Annotated in this window: 14 protein-coding genes; 6 read left to right on the plus strand and 8 right to left on the minus strand. The window is 63.0% G+C overall.

Annotation, left to right across the window (positions count from 1 at the left end; translation table 11 throughout):
• Positions 1 to 40: 40 nt before the first annotated feature.
• From D0T11_RS19265 to D0T11_RS19275, 3 genes are all read right to left on the minus strand, one after another.
• Entirely contained in the window at positions 41 to 913 is an 873-nt protein-coding gene (locus D0T11_RS19265) for a hypothetical protein (protein ID WP_119657445.1), read from the minus strand.
• Positions 914 to 1,045: 132 nt separating this feature from the next.
• A complete protein-coding gene (locus D0T11_RS19270; protein ID WP_119657446.1) occupies positions 1,046 to 1,456 on the minus strand; it encodes a response regulator in 411 nt (136 codons plus the stop codon).
• A 118-nt stretch (positions 1,457 to 1,574) separates the two neighbouring features.
• Positions 1,575 to 3,107, minus strand: coding sequence for a sensor histidine kinase (locus D0T11_RS19275; protein WP_119657447.1), 1,533 nt, complete (start codon positions 3,105 to 3,107; stop codon positions 1,575 to 1,577).
• A 153-nt stretch (positions 3,108 to 3,260) separates the two neighbouring features.
• Between D0T11_RS19275 and D0T11_RS19280 the strand changes: the two genes are divergently transcribed.
• Positions 3,261 to 4,067 carry a TrmH family RNA methyltransferase gene (locus D0T11_RS19280; RefSeq protein ID WP_119657448.1) on the plus strand — a complete coding sequence of 269 codons (807 nt, stop codon included), beginning with the start codon at positions 3,261 to 3,263 and terminating at the stop codon, positions 4,065 to 4,067.
• On the opposite strand, the gene D0T11_RS19285 is transcribed toward D0T11_RS19280, so the two are convergent.
• Positions 4,036 to 4,746, minus strand: a complete 711-nt coding sequence (locus tag D0T11_RS19285) for a DoxX family membrane protein (RefSeq protein WP_119657449.1) — start codon at positions 4,744 to 4,746, stop codon at positions 4,036 to 4,038. The two genes, D0T11_RS19280 and D0T11_RS19285, sit on opposite strands and share 32 nt — an antisense overlap.
• A 140-nt stretch (positions 4,747 to 4,886) precedes the next feature.
• On the opposite strand from D0T11_RS19285, the gene D0T11_RS19290 reads away from it, so the two are divergent.
• The gene (locus D0T11_RS19290) at positions 4,887 to 5,165 is read left to right on the plus strand and encodes an acylphosphatase (RefSeq protein WP_119657450.1); all 279 of its coding nucleotides are present in this window, start codon (positions 4,887 to 4,889) and stop codon (positions 5,163 to 5,165) included.
• 12 nt (positions 5,166 to 5,177) lie between these two features.
• Here the strand turns inward: D0T11_RS19290 and D0T11_RS19295 are convergent, their stop codons facing one another.
• From D0T11_RS19295 to typA, 3 genes are all read right to left on the minus strand, one after another.
• Entirely contained in the window at positions 5,178 to 5,924 is a 747-nt protein-coding gene (locus D0T11_RS19295; protein WP_220473751.1) for a YqjF family protein, read from the minus strand.
• Between the two features lie 147 nt (positions 5,925 to 6,071).
• On the minus strand, positions 6,072 to 6,410 hold the full coding sequence (locus D0T11_RS19300; protein ID WP_119657451.1) for a hypothetical protein: 339 nt from the start codon (positions 6,408 to 6,410) through the stop codon (positions 6,072 to 6,074).
• A 140-nt stretch (positions 6,411 to 6,550) separates the two neighbouring features.
• Positions 6,551 to 8,359 carry a translational GTPase TypA gene (gene typA, locus D0T11_RS19305; RefSeq protein ID WP_119657452.1) on the minus strand — a complete coding sequence of 603 codons (1,809 nt, stop codon included), beginning with the start codon at positions 8,357 to 8,359 and terminating at the stop codon, positions 6,551 to 6,553.
• A gap of 246 nt (positions 8,360 to 8,605) precedes the next feature.
• Here typA and msrB point away from each other — a divergent pair, with 246 nt between their 5' ends.
• From msrB to D0T11_RS19320, 3 genes are all read left to right on the plus strand, one after another.
• Positions 8,606 to 9,181: a peptide-methionine (R)-S-oxide reductase MsrB gene (msrB, locus tag D0T11_RS19310; RefSeq protein ID WP_119657453.1), complete on the plus strand. Its 576-nt coding sequence runs from the start codon at positions 8,606 to 8,608 to the stop codon at positions 9,179 to 9,181.
• Between the two features lie 233 nt (positions 9,182 to 9,414).
• Positions 9,415 to 10,209 (plus strand): DUF3050 domain-containing protein, encoded by a 795-nt coding sequence (locus tag D0T11_RS19315; protein WP_119657454.1) that lies wholly within the window; start codon positions 9,415 to 9,417, stop codon positions 10,207 to 10,209.
• Between the two features lie 144 nt (positions 10,210 to 10,353).
• A complete protein-coding gene (locus D0T11_RS19320) occupies positions 10,354 to 10,698 on the plus strand; it encodes a hypothetical protein (protein WP_119657455.1) in 345 nt (114 codons plus the stop codon).
• A gap of 101 nt (positions 10,699 to 10,799) precedes the next feature.
• Here D0T11_RS19320 and D0T11_RS22685 read toward each other — a convergent pair whose 3' ends face one another.
• Entirely contained in the window at positions 10,800 to 11,420 is a 621-nt protein-coding gene (locus tag D0T11_RS22685) for a hypothetical protein (RefSeq protein ID WP_182888500.1), read from the minus strand.
• 224 nt (positions 11,421 to 11,644) lie between these two features.
• Here D0T11_RS22685 and metG point away from each other — a divergent pair, with 224 nt between their 5' ends.
• On the plus strand, positions 11,645 to 13,693 hold the full coding sequence (gene metG / locus D0T11_RS19335; RefSeq protein WP_119657458.1) for a methionine--tRNA ligase: 2,049 nt from the start codon (positions 11,645 to 11,647) through the stop codon (positions 13,691 to 13,693).
• The last annotated feature ends 231 nt before the right edge of the window (positions 13,694 to 13,924 follow it).

Here is a 13,924-nt window from a genome sequence, read left to right on the forward strand (position 1 = left end):
GACAACTAACAACTGGCAACTGGCAACTGACCACCGAAGCCTACTGACCGCGGTTGTAGAGCAGGATGGCCTGTTTGATGCTGTCCTGGGACTTGCCGCCCACCACCAGCGGCACGATGGCCAGCGGAATGGCTGCGTATACCAGCGGCGACACGGAAAAGCCATTGCTGTTGCCAAAGCTCGACAGCACGCCCGCCAGCAGCAGGCCGCCGGCCCCCACGTAGCTAAGCGTCGTGTAAGTCTGGTAGCGGCGGGCATTGGCCAGCATCTGCTGAGAGCCCTGGTTGTCGAGGGTGGCCAGTTGGAGGTTCTTAACGCTCAGGTCCTCAATCGGACCGTTATCCTTGCTGAAATACTCGGTCCGGACGGTCCGGTAGCCGCCGAGGCCCCCCCCGTAGGGGTTGTAGCCGCCGTAGCGGCCGTAGCCGTAGGGACTGTAGCCGGAATTGTTGTACTGCTGGCTGGTAATGGAATACAGGCTGATGCGGCCTACCCGGTCGCGGCGCAGGGTGCTTTCGCGCTTGCTGCGGCCCGGCAGGGTGGTGCGCACATAAAAGCCGGTTTCATCTTCGTAGTAGCGCACATCGTTCAGGTCGAGCTTCTGCTGGCCATCCACGAGCAGAAACGTGCGGCCCAGCAGCGGCTGCTTCACCTCCACATCGTAGCCCTTCAGCACCTGGCCCGATTTGAGGCCCACCGCGTAGCGGGTGGTGTTGGCCGGCGGGAGCGGGGCCTGGGGTTGGCGCGGCGCCGGCGCTGCGGGGGCCGGCGCCAGCGCGCGGCTGGTATCGGGCGCGGCGGGGGGCACAACGGGGGCGGGCACGGTGTTCAGCTCACCACGGGGCGTTTGCTGAGCCAGCACGGGCGTCGCCAGCGCGCTCAGCGTCAGGAAGGAGAGGGTACGAAGCAGCATACGGGATAGGTAAGGCAGAAAGCTCCGGAAATACAGCCCCGGAACATGAGTGAGGCGTGAGCAAGGGTCACTAAAGCAGCAGCCGGCCGTTCTGGTCTGCCGGCCCCGGGCGGGCCAAGGACCGGCAAAACGTTAGCGCAGCAGCTTTTCCAGTAGGTTGAGGCTATCCACCATATCCGTGCCGGACTCGAAGTCCAGGGGCTTGAGAATGTAGCCGCTCACCTCCAGGTTCTGGGCGTTCAGTCGATCCACGTCCATGCTAGAGGTGGTGGTGATGAAAACCGGAATTTCGGCCAGCTGGGGGTTGGCCCGGATTTCGGCCAGGAACTCGTGGCCGTTCATCTTGGGCATGTTCAGATCCAGCAGAATCACCTCGGGCAGCGGGCGAATGGGCTCCACGCCGTTGGTGCCCAGCAGCAGGTCCAGGGCTTCCAGGCCGTTGAAGGCCGTGTGCAGCTCGTGGGGTACGCTGAACTTCTCGAAGGCCTTTTTGGCCGTCATCGTATCAAAAAAATCGTCTTCAACCAGGAGAACAGAACGCATGCGGCGGGGAATGAAGTAAGTGAGGTGGCCCGAAGGACAGACAGTGAAATAAGGCCCTGGCCGGTCCGGCGGCCAGGGCCGGGGCGCTCGGGGTACCAAGGTACGGGGGGGGGGGGCATCAGGATGCTTTGCCCATCAAAGGTCCGGCTACCTGGTTCACGGCGGCCGCTTTGGGCCAGGTAAAGATAAAGGCCGAACCATTGCCAGCCTCCGATTCCACGCGGATCGTGCCTTTTTGTTCCTCCACGATGCGCTTCACGATGCTCAGCCCGATGCCCGTGCTCTCGGCAGTGTGCCGGTCGCGCAGGGTCTGGAACATGAGGAAAATTTTCTGGTGAAACTGCGGCGCGATGCCCGGCCCGTCGTCCTGAACCCGAAACTCGTAGCAGGCCCCGATGTCCTGGGCCGTGATGGTGAGGCGGCCGGCGGGGCGGTGGTGGTACTTGGCGGCGTTGCCCATTAGGTTGGTGAAAACCTGTTGCAGGCTCAGGCGGTCGGTGTGCAGCACCGGCAGCGGCTCCGGCGTTACTACCTCGAAGGTGGGCGGCACGACCAGCTCGGCTACTTCCCGCACCAGCTCCTGCACGGGCACTGCTTCCAGCTGCCGCTCGGTGCGGCCGGCCCGGGCGTAGGCCAGCAGCCCGTTGATGAGGTCTTCGAGCCGGTGCAGGCGGCCCTTCATCATGGTCAGGTACTGGCCCATCTGCTCACTTATTTCCTGGCTCAGCTCGTCCTCAATCCATTTGACTACCGTCAGCACGCCGCGCAGGGGCGCTTTCAGGTCGTGGGAGGCCACGTAGGCAAACTGGTCGAGCTCCCGGTTGCGGGTTTGCAGCGCGGTAAAAGTAGTTTCCAGCGTCTGGGTCATGCGGTTGAGCGAGGCCGCCAGGTTGCCCAGGCTGTCCTGCTCCTGGTCCGTGATTTTAACCGTGTAATCGCCCTGCACCACGCGGTTGGCCAGCGCGTCAATGATCTGAATGCGCCGGCCTACTTTTTCGTTGGTTTGCGTGAGGGCCGTTTGCAGCTGCTCATTGGCGCCCAGCTCCCGCGTAATCTTGCCAAACAGCCACACCACGATTACGGCCGCCAGCAGGGCCGAAAACACGATGGCAGCCGGAGTGGTGTTCTGGTAGAAATCCTGGCCCTGGCGCTGGTCGCGCAGCAACACTTTCTCTCTGTCCTTGATGCGGTTGAGCAGCGCGCGCAGGTTTTCCATGCGCTGGTCGCCAAGAATCAGCAGGCGCACGGTTCGGGCCGAGGAAGTGCGGTTCTGCTGCCAGTTGCTTAGGTAGTTCAGGTCCTCCGCAATGGCTCGCTCCAGCGTGTCGAGCCGGGCTTGTTGCCGGGGGTTGGCCCGGGTGAGGCGGCGAATGCGGGTGAAAACAGTCTGGGCCTTGGGCGTAGTGGCCTGGAAGGCCCGCAGATAGCTGGAATCGTTGAGCAGCAGGTAGCTGCGGGCCTGGCCCTGGGCATCGCGCAGGTGCATGCGCAGGTCATCGGTGTTCTGGATTACGCGGTAGGTGTGCTCTACCTGGCGCGTGTAGTAGCCCAGCTGCTGAATGCTGTACCAGGAGGCGAGGGCCGTGAGCACCAGCACGCCCACGGCAATGATGAAGCCCAGAATGATTTTGGTGTTGAGCCGGATGCTCATAAGCGCGAACGAAATAAAAGTAAACGGGCCGTAAAGTACGGGTTCCTGCGGGCCTTCCCGCCCCGGCCAACGCGGGCGGCCCCGCCCGCGTTGGCTTCCGTATCTTTACCGGCGCTGCCCCCCCCCGCCGGGCCGCCCGCCTTTTTCTGCCCCATGCCCCAGTCCGACCCGATTTCCAGCCCCCAGAACCCGCGCATCAAGAACCTGCTCAAGCTCCAGCAGAAGTCGTCGGAGCGGCGGCAGCAGCAGCTCACTATCTTGGAAGGCCACCGCGAGCTCATCATTGCCTGCCAGGCCGGCGCGGTGGTCGACGCGCTGTTTGTGTGTCCCGAGCTGGCTACCGAAAGCCAGCTGCAAGAGCTGGCAACGATGCTGGGCGAGCAGGCCGAGTGGTTTTCGGTGTCGAAGGCGGTATTCGAGAAAGTGGCCTACCGCGAAGGCTCCGACGGGGTGCTGGCCCTGGTGCGGCCCCCGCAGCACACGCTCGAAAGCCTGGTGCTGCCCGCCAACCCGCTGCTGCTGGTGCTGGAAGCCGTGGAGAAGCCCGGTAATCTGGGGGCCATCCTGCGCACCGCCGATGCCGCCCAGGCCGATGCCGTTATTATCTGCGACCCACGTACCGACCTCTACAACCCCAACGCCATTCGCAGCAGTATCGGCTGCATTTTCACGGTGCCCACCGTGGCTACCTCCCGGCCCGAGCTGCTGGCCTGGTGCGCCCGGCGTGGTATCCGCACCTACGCCGCCGCCCTCACCGACCAGGCCCGCCCTTACACCGAGTTCGACTTCCGTGGCCCCACCGCCTTCGTGATGGGCACCGAAGCCGACGGCCTCACGCCCGCGCTCATGCACGCCTGCGACCAGACCATCATCATCCCGATGGCCGGCTACATCGACTCGCTCAACGTGAGCACGGCCACGGCTATTCTCACCTTCGAGGCCGTGCGCCAGCGGAGGTAGGCGTTGCAGCCGGGCCGGGCCGCCCGCGTCGCCAGCTCCACCCAGTGGTCAGGAGCAGCAGTGCGCCGCCCAGGCCCATCATGCCCAGCATAGCCGTCGGCGAAACCGGGTAGAGCAGCGCTCCGCCCACCACCGTGCCCAGGGCCAGCCACCCTAACGTTTCGGAGCCGGGGCCGGCCGTGCGCAGGGGCAGGGCACATAGCGCGTCGGGGTGTTGGGGCGGATAGAAAATAAATTTGAGCCGCGGGAAATCGTGGAGCAGCAAGCCAGTCGTCAGGACCAGAAAGCCCGTCACCAAATATGGAGTGCCTGGCCAGTGCTGCGACCAGGTGAGGAAGATGATGTTGAGCCACATGGGCACCAGCAGTACCGCGCCCAGCAGCGCGAACCGGCCCGTGAGCAGCAGCAGCCCAATAAGCAGCTGGGCTGCACCGATAAAGCGGGCAAAAATTTCCAGCTGATGCTGGGCCAGGAAGGCCGGGTTCATCGGCGGGCCCATGAGGCCGGGCAGATGGTTGCCGGAGAGCTTATAGAGGCCGCCGCCCAGCATGAGCGCCCCGAGCAGCAGGCGGCTGCCCCCCACGTATAGCCGCCGTTGCCATCCGCCGCAGCGCAGCGCTACCGCCGTTGCCAGCGCCGGCACCACTATCGTGGCCAGATAAAACAGGTGTAGGTTCATGGCCGATAAGTTATCCAGGCGCTCGTAACTCCGCTGGGCTAATCTACGTCCGGTAACCGGGCCGGGGGCAACGGGCTGCCCGGCTCCACCAACCAAGCAGCACCAGCCACTTCCCAACCAGGCCTTCTCCCACAAGCGTGATGACCACTGAACACCGCACTCTTACCATCCACGGCCACGTGCAGGGCGTATTCTTCCGCCAGAGCGTCCGCCAGCAGGCCCGGCAGCTGGGCCTGCACGGCTACGCCCACAACAACCCCAACGGCACCGTCAGCATCGAAGCCGAAGGCCCGGCCGAAGCGCTGGCCGCGCTGGAAAGCTGGTGCCGGCTGGGCGGACCACCCGCCGCCCGCGTCGATCAGGTAGACGTGGTGGCCGGGGCGGTGCAGGGCTACACGACGTTTGAGGTGCGCCACTAAACGGCCCGGGCATCATACGCGCCGCAGGCTTTGCACGGTCACGTCGAGCGGCTCGGCGGCATAGAGCAGGGGCGGGCCAGTAGGCGTGGGCAGGCCGTGGCTTTCGAGTAGCGTCGAGTCCCATTCCTGCAAACTAGCCTCCCGCAGCTGCCAGGGTTCGTGCCCGAGCTGCCCGCGCCAGAGGTGCGGCCCGTGCCGGCCGGCGCGCACATCGGGGCCGGCGGTATAGAGGCAGTAGCGCTCGGTAAGGAAGTGCGCCAGCGTGCCCGGCCGGGCCAGTGGCAGGGCCGCCCCGGGCGTCCAGGTGGCGGCGAACGTGGCCGGGGCCGCGCCCCGATGGGTGCGTTCGGCTACGGTCCGCAGCTGGCCGTTAGCTTCCGTGAGCGCCATCCGGGCATGCAGATAGGGCAGGTGAAACAGCGTGCGGGCCGCCCACACGCCCAGCGGCTGAGTGGCATCGAGGGAGAGAAACCACACGCCCGGCACCCCATCGAGGCGGGCGTAGGTGCGCACGTTCAACTCGTGCAGGGCACTCAGGCCGGGCACGGCCGGCAGCCCCAGCGGCCGGATGCGGCTCATGGTGAAGGGCACCACGCCCAGCCAGGCCTGGTCCTCGAACAGGTCCAGCTCCAGGCGGGCCGGCAGGTAGGGCCGTAGCGTTTCGGGCGGGACCGGCCAGTGGGCAAACAGCAGGTTGCTCCAGCGTTGGCGCATCAGGGACGGGCGGCGGGTGGGCGCAGGCAGGAAGGAGAAGGGCACGCGGCACAAGGTTGGTGAGGTCGGTAACAGAGTCAACCACCCGAACGCGCTGCGGTTGCCGGGTTTCGCGATCCGGACGGAAAAAGAAAGCGGCGCGGCCCAACGGGGCCGCGCCGCTTCCGGCTTTGCAGGGCGTCAGCGGGCAGTTCAGCCCGCTTTTTTGTAAACTACTTTCTCCAGGTTTTCCAGCCGCTCCCGCAACTCCCGCACTTCCGTATCCTGGCCGGTCTGCTTGGTTTGCACGGTGTCGTAGCGGGCCGTTTGCCGGTTCATGGCATCCAGCACGGCCGTGGTCATGTTATTGAAGGCGCTTTCCATACGGGTGAACCCCTCATCCATTCTTTCCTGCATGCGCTCCTGGGTTTGTTGCATGCGTTCCTGGGTTTGCTGCATGCGTTCCTGGGTTTGCTGCACTTTATCCAGCGTAATCAGGATGTCGGCTACGACTTCGGGCAGGTCGCGCTTGTTGCGGTTTTCGGAATCCATAGAGAGCCAGGTAGCAGGTTAACGAACTCAAGATACGGACTTTGGCTACCGGAAGCCACCGGCCGGCCCGAAAAAAGGGGCGCGACTTGCGCCGCGCCCCTTTTATTCTTAAACGAAGAACAAACTCCGAAAAACGAAATCTAGTCGACCTTCTTGGCGAAGCGCAGGCGCTCGTTCTCGTCGAGCAGGATCTTACGCATCCGGATCGACTTGGGCGTTACCTCCAGGTACTCATCCTTCTGGATGTATTCCATGGCTTCTTCCAGCGAGAACTGGCGCTTGGGAACAATCTTGGCGTTGTCGTCGGTACCCGACGCGCGCATGTTCGTGAGCTTCTTGCCCTTCTGGATGTTGATGGTCAGGTCGTTCGGGCGGGTATGCTCGCCGATAACCTGGCCAGCGTATACCTCTTCGCCCGGATCAACGAAGAACTCGCCGCGGTCCTGCATCTTATCAATGGTGTAGGCCGTGCCCATACCCGTATCCATCGAAATCAGCGAACCCGCGATACGGCCCGGAATCACGCCCTTGTGCGGCTCGTAGGCCGAGAAGCGGTGGTTCATGATGGCCTCACCGGCGGTGGCGGTCAGCACGTTGTTGCGCAGGCCGATCAGGCCCCGGGCCGGAATGTTGAATTCCAGGTGCTGCAGGTCGCCCTTGGGCTCCATGATGGTCAGTTCGCCTTTGCGCATCGTTACCAGCTCGATTACCTTACCGGCCGTCGTCTCGGGTACGTCCACTACCAGGTGCTCAATCGGCTCCAGGCGGTTGCCTTTCTCGTCTTCCTGAAACAATACCTGGGGCTGACCCACCTGCAGCTCGAAGCCTTCGCGGCGCATGGTTTCAATCAGCACCGACAAGTGAAGAATACCACGGCCGTACACCAGGAAGCTGTCCTCGCGGTCGGTTTCCTTTACGCGCAGGGCCAGGTTTTTCTCGGTTTCCTTGAACAGGCGGTCACGCAGGTGACGCGAGGTAACGAACTTGCCTTCCTTACCGAAGAAGGGCGAGTTGTTGATGGTGAACAGCATGTTCATCGTTGGCTCGTCGATGCTGATAACCGACAGGCCCTCGGGGTTTTCAGCGTCAGCGAGCGTGTCGCCGATGTCGAAGCCTTCGATGCCCGTTACGGCGCAAATTTCGCCTGAGCTAACCTCCGAAACCTTGGTGCGGCCAAGGCCTTCAAACACCTGCAGCTCCTTGATTTTTACTTTCTTGATGGTGCCGTCGCGCTTCACCAGGCTCATGTTGGCGCCTTCCTTCAGCGTGCCGCGGTGCACGCGGCCGATGGCGATGCGGCCCACGAACGACGAGTAGTCGAGCGAGGTAATCTGCATCTGGGGCGTACCGTCGAGGGTAGGAGCCGGGGGGATGGACGCCACCACGGCGTCGAGCAGCGGAATAATGCTGTCGGTTTTGGTCTTCCAGTCGGTGCTCATCCAGCCCTGCTTCGAGGAGCCGTACAGCGTCACGAAGTCCAGCTGGTCTTCGTTGGCACCGAGGTTGAACATGAGGTCGAAAACCTGCTCGTGCACCTCATCGGGCCGGCAGTTTTCCTTATCGACTTTGTTCACCACCACGATGGGCTTCAGACCCAAATCGAGGGCTTTGCCCAGCACGAAGCGGGTCTGGGGCATGGCACCTTCGAAGGCATCGACGAGCAGCAATACGCCGTCGGCCATCTTCAGGACCCGCTCCACCTCGCCGCCGAAGTCGGCGTGACCGGGGGTGTCGATGATGTTGATTTTTACGTCCTTGTAACGTACGGATACGTTCTTGGAAACGATGGTGATGCCCCGCTCACGCTCCAGGTCATTGTTGTCGAGGATGAGGTCGTCGAACTGTTGGTGTTCGTCGAACAGCTTCGAGGCGTGAATGATCTTGTCCACGAGCGTGGTCTTGCCGTGGTCAACGTGGGCGATGATGGCGATATTCCGAATGTTCTGCATACAATGGGTTTTCCGGGCGCAAAGGTAGGGAATGTTTGGCGCAAAATCGTGGGCGTAATTAATTGTTGCTGAGTAAGGAATAAAGCCGGGCCGTAATGGGCAACTGGCTGGGCCGCTGGGGTTCCGGAGAAAATAGCGCCCAGCTGGCTCTGGGGGGGGGGCGACCGAACCGTTGCCGGCTTCCGTATGTTATTCCGTCGCCGGCCCCCGGGGCCTGCCTTCCTTCATCGTACCAATTCTCTGCCCATGCGCTCTTCCTTGCTTCTCTTACTGATTTCTGCCGCCACGCTCAACACCGCCTGCTCCCAGCAGGCCAGTTCCCGCGACGCCAAAATGGACGCTGCCGACACAACTCCGGCCATGACGGTGGCCTCGCGCACGGCCGAGCAGTATCCCAAGCCCCAGCCCACCACGGGCAAGCCCGGCGAGTTTCCGGTGCAGAAAACCCAGGCCGAGTGGAAAAAGCAGCTCACGGCCGAGCAGTTCTTCATCCTGCGCGAGCAGGGTACCGAAAAACCTTTCGCCAACCCCTTCTGGGACAACCACGAAAAGGGCAACTACTACTGCGCCGCCGACCACAACCTGCTGTTCTCCTCCGAAACCAAATTTGAGTCGGGTACCGGCTGGCCCAGCTTCTGGGCCCCGGCCGCCAACGCCAGCCTCAAAGTAACGTCCGACAACACGTATGGCATGAGCCGCGACGAGCTGCTGTGCGCCCAATGCGGCGGCCACCTCGGCCACGTCTTCAACGACGGCCCCAAGCCCACCGGCCAGCGCTACTGCATGGATTCCTACGGCATGGTGTTCGAGAAAGCCAAGTAGGGTAGTTGTCAGTTGTCGGTTGTCAGTTGTCGGTTGTCAGTTGTCAGGACGACGTTCCTTCACTGGCAACTGACAATAGCCAACTCAACTACCTTTGTGAATGGCCCGCTGGCAATCCAAGCCGGTGGGCCGTTTCGTTTGTTATGACCCTGTAGCGCCTAACCAGCGCGTACTTTGCCCTTTTTTATTCCTGTTTTCATTGCAGCTTGTAGCTGAAAGCCTGTTGCTTTACTATGTCAACTCAACTCCATCCTGACGGTATTGCCGACCTCCAAACGGCCCTGGCGCCGGCCCGCGAACAGCTCGTGGCCCACGGCGTGTACCAGTCGCTCCAGTCCCTGGCCGATTTGCGCGTGTTCATGGAGCACCACGTATTTGCCGTCTGGGATTTTATGTCGCTGCTCAAGGCCCTGCAACGGGAGCTGACCTGCGTGGAGCTGCCCTGGGTGCCCCGCGGCAACCCTGCCACCCGCCGCCTCATCAACGACATCGTACTGGAAGAGGAAACGGACCTCGACCCCGAAGGCCGGCCCACCAGTCATTTTGAGCTTTACCTGCGGGCCATGCGCGAGTGCGGAGCCGATACTGCGCCCGTCGAGCGCCTGCTGGCCGCGCTGGCCGAAGGTGCCTCGGTCGCCGATGCGCTGGCCGAGGCCAATGCGCCTGTTTCGGTGCGCGGGTTCGTGCTCGATACCTTTCGCCTCATCGAGCTGGGCCAGCCCCACGCGGTGGCGGCCGCCTTCACGTTTGGGCGCGAAGACGTGATACCCGACATGTTCCGCCACCTCGTGCACGATTTGCGCCAGCGCTTCCCCGGCCAGCTCGACACCTTCACCTACTACCTCGACCGCCACATTCAGCTCGATGAGGAGGTGCATACGCCCCTGGCTCAGCAAATGGTGCGCGACCTGTGCGCCGATTCGGCCCAGCGCTGGGCCGAGGCCGAGGCAACGGCCGTGCGTTGCATGAGCGCCCGCGTGGCCCTCTGGGACGGCATCCGGGCCGATTTGCCGACCCCTCGGGGGTAGCCGCCCGTGGCGCGGGTACCCGGGCGCCACGGGCAGCCATACCGGTTTCCGGCAATTTAGCGGCCACCTGGCCCAACTTCGCCGGGTGCCGCCCGTTAGCACCAGGAGCCGATCTGCTGGAGGTCGGCTCCTTTGCTTTTTGCTATGCGCTACCCCGCTTTTTTTTGGATTTCAGTGCCCACCGTGCTGCTGTTGAGTGGTTGTACCGCGGCCCAGGATACGGCCGCCGAAGAGGCCAGCGCCCGCCGCGTTCCAAACCGCATTCTGACCGACGCCGACCGCCAAGCGGCCTACAACAGCAACGCCGGCTACAATGGCGCAACGCCTGATGCCACCCCGGGCCGCGTACGATTGGGCAACCAGGCCAGTGGCATCAACTCCCAGAAGCGGCCCGAAACCCTCAACACCGACGACAATAATACCAGCACCCCCGAAACCCGCCTCAAACGCGTAAAAGGTGCCCCGGCCGATACGCTGCGGCTGCCCTAAGCAGGGCACTTTGCCAGTAACTTTAGCGCCCGACTCCGGCACGCCAAAAGGCCCGTTACCAATCCGGTAGCGGGCCTTTTGGCGTGCCAAAGAACGACGGCTTAGGCGCCCCCCTCTTCCGTCTTAGGGGCCGAGTCGGCGGGGGAAGCGGGCTTTTGGGCGGTGGTCCGGGAACGGCTGGCCGGGGCCTTTGGAGCCGCTGGTTTGGCGGCGGCGGGGCGGGTGGGCTGGGTGGTGGCGGGCTTCGTGGCCGGGCGGGCGGCGCGGGTGCGGCGGGKGGCGGGCTTAGGAGCCGGAGCCGGAGCCGGCTCCGGCAGCGAGGCCGGGTCGGCGGTGGCTGAAACGCTGTCGGAAGCGCCGGGCGTACCGGCTTCGTGGTGGCGCACTATCGTGTGCAATGCCTGCTCGAAGAGGTGCTCCATGTCGGTGTCCAGACGGCGGGTGGCATCCTTTACCACTTCCTGCAACTGGGCCTTGGTTTCCTTGCGGATGCGCTTGACTACCGCATTGATGCGCCCGTCGAGTTCCTTTTGCAGCTGCTTGGCGGCCGCTTTCAGCGCCTTTTTCTGGCTGGTTTTCTTGGTTGATTTTTTTTCGTTCAGGGCAGCAGAAGCGGTCTTTGCGGCTTTTGCGGCCTTCGCCTGGGCTTTCTTGGCCGGGTCCTTCTCGGCTTTGGCCTTCTTGGCGGTTTTGTCTTTGGCAGTTTTGGAGGCTTTGGTCATATACGGGAACTGAACAGTGTTGGGAAGAAAGACTGGAGTGCTATACGGTCAGGCGCGCCGGTTGGCGACTGGAATACAGAAGTATTTATGGTTGACTCCGCACCGTGAGCCGGGGTGTGAGCCGGCCCGCAAGCGGTGCGGTTCCTCTTTTTACTCGTTCCTTTGCATAGCCGGGACCAGTTCGCCGCCCCGGCTTACCCGATTAGTTGCTTTCTGTTCCGAATATGCCCGCTCTACCCCAACGCTACACCGTTACGGCGGCCCTGCCCTACGCCAACGGCCCCGTGCACATCGGCCACCTGGCCGGCGTGTACCTGCCCGCCGACATCTACACGCGCTACCTGCGCGCCCAGCAGCGCGACGTGAAATTCATCTGCGGCTCCGACGAGCATGGCGTGCCCATCACCATCCGGGCCCAGAAGGAGGGCGTCACGCCCCAGCAGGTCGTGGATAAGTACCACGCCCTCATCGGCGACTCGTTCCGCGACTTCGGTGTGTCATTTGACATTTACTCGCGCACCTCCTCGAAAACCCACGCCGAAACGGCCAGCGACTTTTTTCTGAAGCTGCACGCCGATGGCAAGTTCATCGAGCAGGTGTCGGAGCAGTATTATGACGAGCAGGCCGACCAGTTTCTGGCCGACCGCTACATTGTAGGTACCTGCCCCAACTGTGGCAACGACAACGCCTACGGCGACCAGTGCGAGAAGTGCGGCACCTCGCTTTCGCCCACCGAGCTTATCAATCCGCGTTCCATGCTGAGCGGCAACCACCCCGTGCTACGCGAAACCAAGCACTGGTACCTGCCCCTCGACCAGTACGAGCACTGGCTGCGCGAGTGGATTGTGGAGGGCCACAAGCAGGACTGGAAAGCCAACGTGTACGGCCAGTGCAAATCCTGGATTGACCAGGGCCTGCTGCCCCGGGCCGTGACGCGCGACCTCGATTGGGGCGTGCCCGTACCAGTGCCCGGCGGCGAAGGCAAGGTGCTCTACGTGTGGTTCGATGCGCCCATCGGCTATATTTCGGCCACCAAGGAACTGCTGCCCGATGGTGCCTGGGAGCCTTACTGGAAGGACGCCGGCACCAAGCTGGTTCACTTCATCGGCAAGGACAACATCGTGTTCCACTGCATCATCTTCCCGGCGATGCTCAAGGCCCACGGCGAGTTCATCCTGCCCGACAACGTGCCCGCCAACGAGTTCCTGAACCTAGAAGGCGACAAGATCAGCACGAGTCGCAACTGGGCCGTGTGGCTGCACGAGTACCTGCTGGATTTCCCCGGCCAGGCCGACGTGCTGCGCTACGTGCTCTGCGCCAATGCCCCCGAGAACAAGGACAACGACTTCACCTGGAAAGACTTCCAGGCCCGCAACAACAACGAGCTGGTAGCCAACCTGGGCAACTTCGTGAACCGAGCCGTGGTGCTCACGCATAAATTCTTTGACGGTAAAGTGCCCGCCGCCGTGGGCTTCTCCACCGAAGACGAGGACGTGCTGCGCCAGATGGGCGAGTTTCCGGCCCGCATTGGCGAGCTGCTGGAAAACTACCGCTTCCGCGATGCGCTGAACGAGCTGATGAGCCTCTCGCGCCTGGGAAACAAGTACCTGGCCGACCAGGAGCCCTGGAAGCTCATCAAAACCGATGAAGCCCGCACCGGCACCGTGCTGCACGTTTCGCTGCAACTGACGGCCGCCTTCGTCACGCTGCTCGAACCCTTCCTGCCCGAAGCCGCCGCCCGCCTCGGCCGCATGCTGAACACCGAGAAAGGTACCTGGCCCGAGGCCGGCCGCCCCAACGCGCTGCCCGCCGGCCACCAGCTGGCCGAAGCCGCCCTGCTGTTCACTAAAATCGAAGACGCTACCGTGGAAGCCCAGGTCCAGAAGCTGCTCGACACCAAGAAAGCCAACGAGCTGGCCGCCGCCGTTGCTGCCCCCGCCAAGGAGGACATCAGCTTCGAGCAGTTCCAGACGATGGACCTGCGCATTGGCACCATCGTGGCCGCCGAGAAAGTCGCCAAAACCAAGAAGCTGCTCAAACTCAGCGTTGACCTGGGTTTCGACGAGCCCCGCACCATCGTGTCGGGCATTGCCGAGCACTTCCTGCCCGAAGCCCTGGTGGGCCAGCAGGTGCAGGTGCTGCTCAACCTCGCCCCCCGCGAAATCAAAGGCATCCAGAGCCAGGGCATGCTCCTGATGGCTGAAAACGCCGACGGCGTGCTGAGCCTGATGCAGCCCAGCAGCGCCGTGCGGCCGGGTTCGGGCGTGGCCTAAGTCACACTATTGGATAAATAAAAAGCCGATTGCATTCATGCAATCGGCTTTTTATTTATCCAATAGTCGGAGTAGCTTACGGTACTCTACCCTACTATTTTAGTGGGTTGTCCACGAGCAAGATAGCGACTAAATACATCCAGTAGGTTCAGAATTTTGCGTGCCAGCGGCTGGTCAGGGGCCGTATGTGGCCGGGTGAGTTGGCGCAACAGATTCAGGCCGTGCCGACTC

Origin of the sequence: Hymenobacter rubripertinctus, assembly GCF_003583925.1 — a bacterium.
Taxonomy (GTDB): domain Bacteria; phylum Bacteroidota; class Bacteroidia; order Cytophagales; family Hymenobacteraceae; genus Hymenobacter; species Hymenobacter rubripertinctus.

What these genes read in the sequence shown, in the direction of transcription:
- D0T11_RS19275 (WP_119657447.1), bottom strand. Translation starts at nt 3,107, where the DNA reads ATGAGCATCCGGCTCAACACCAAAATCATTCTGGGCTTCATCATTGCC.
- metG (WP_119657458.1), top strand. Translation starts at nt 11,645, where the DNA reads ATGCCCGCTCTACCCCAACGCTACACCGTTACGGCGGCCCTGCCCTAC.
- typA (WP_119657452.1), bottom strand. Translation starts at nt 8,359, where the DNA reads ATGCAGAACATTCGGAATATCGCCATCATCGCCCACGTTGACCACGGC.
- D0T11_RS19320 (WP_119657455.1), top strand. Translation starts at nt 10,354, where the DNA reads ATGCGCTACCCCGCTTTTTTTTGGATTTCAGTGCCCACCGTGCTGCTG.
- D0T11_RS19270 (WP_119657446.1), bottom strand. Translation starts at nt 1,456, where the DNA reads ATGCGTTCTGTTCTCCTGGTTGAAGACGATTTTTTTGATACGATGACG.
- D0T11_RS19290 (WP_119657450.1), top strand. Translation starts at nt 4,887, where the DNA reads ATGACCACTGAACACCGCACTCTTACCATCCACGGCCACGTGCAGGGC.
- D0T11_RS19300 (WP_119657451.1), bottom strand. Translation starts at nt 6,410, where the DNA reads ATGGATTCCGAAAACCGCAACAAGCGCGACCTGCCCGAAGTCGTAGCC.
- D0T11_RS19315 (WP_119657454.1), top strand. Translation starts at nt 9,415, where the DNA reads ATGTCAACTCAACTCCATCCTGACGGTATTGCCGACCTCCAAACGGCC.
- D0T11_RS19280 (WP_119657448.1), top strand. Translation starts at nt 3,261, where the DNA reads ATGCCCCAGTCCGACCCGATTTCCAGCCCCCAGAACCCGCGCATCAAG.
- msrB (WP_119657453.1), top strand. Translation starts at nt 8,606, where the DNA reads ATGCGCTCTTCCTTGCTTCTCTTACTGATTTCTGCCGCCACGCTCAAC.
- D0T11_RS19265 (WP_119657445.1), bottom strand. Translation starts at nt 913, where the DNA reads ATGCTGCTTCGTACCCTCTCCTTCCTGACGCTGAGCGCGCTGGCGACG.
- D0T11_RS19285 (WP_119657449.1), bottom strand. Translation starts at nt 4,746, where the DNA reads ATGAACCTACACCTGTTTTATCTGGCCACGATAGTGGTGCCGGCGCTG.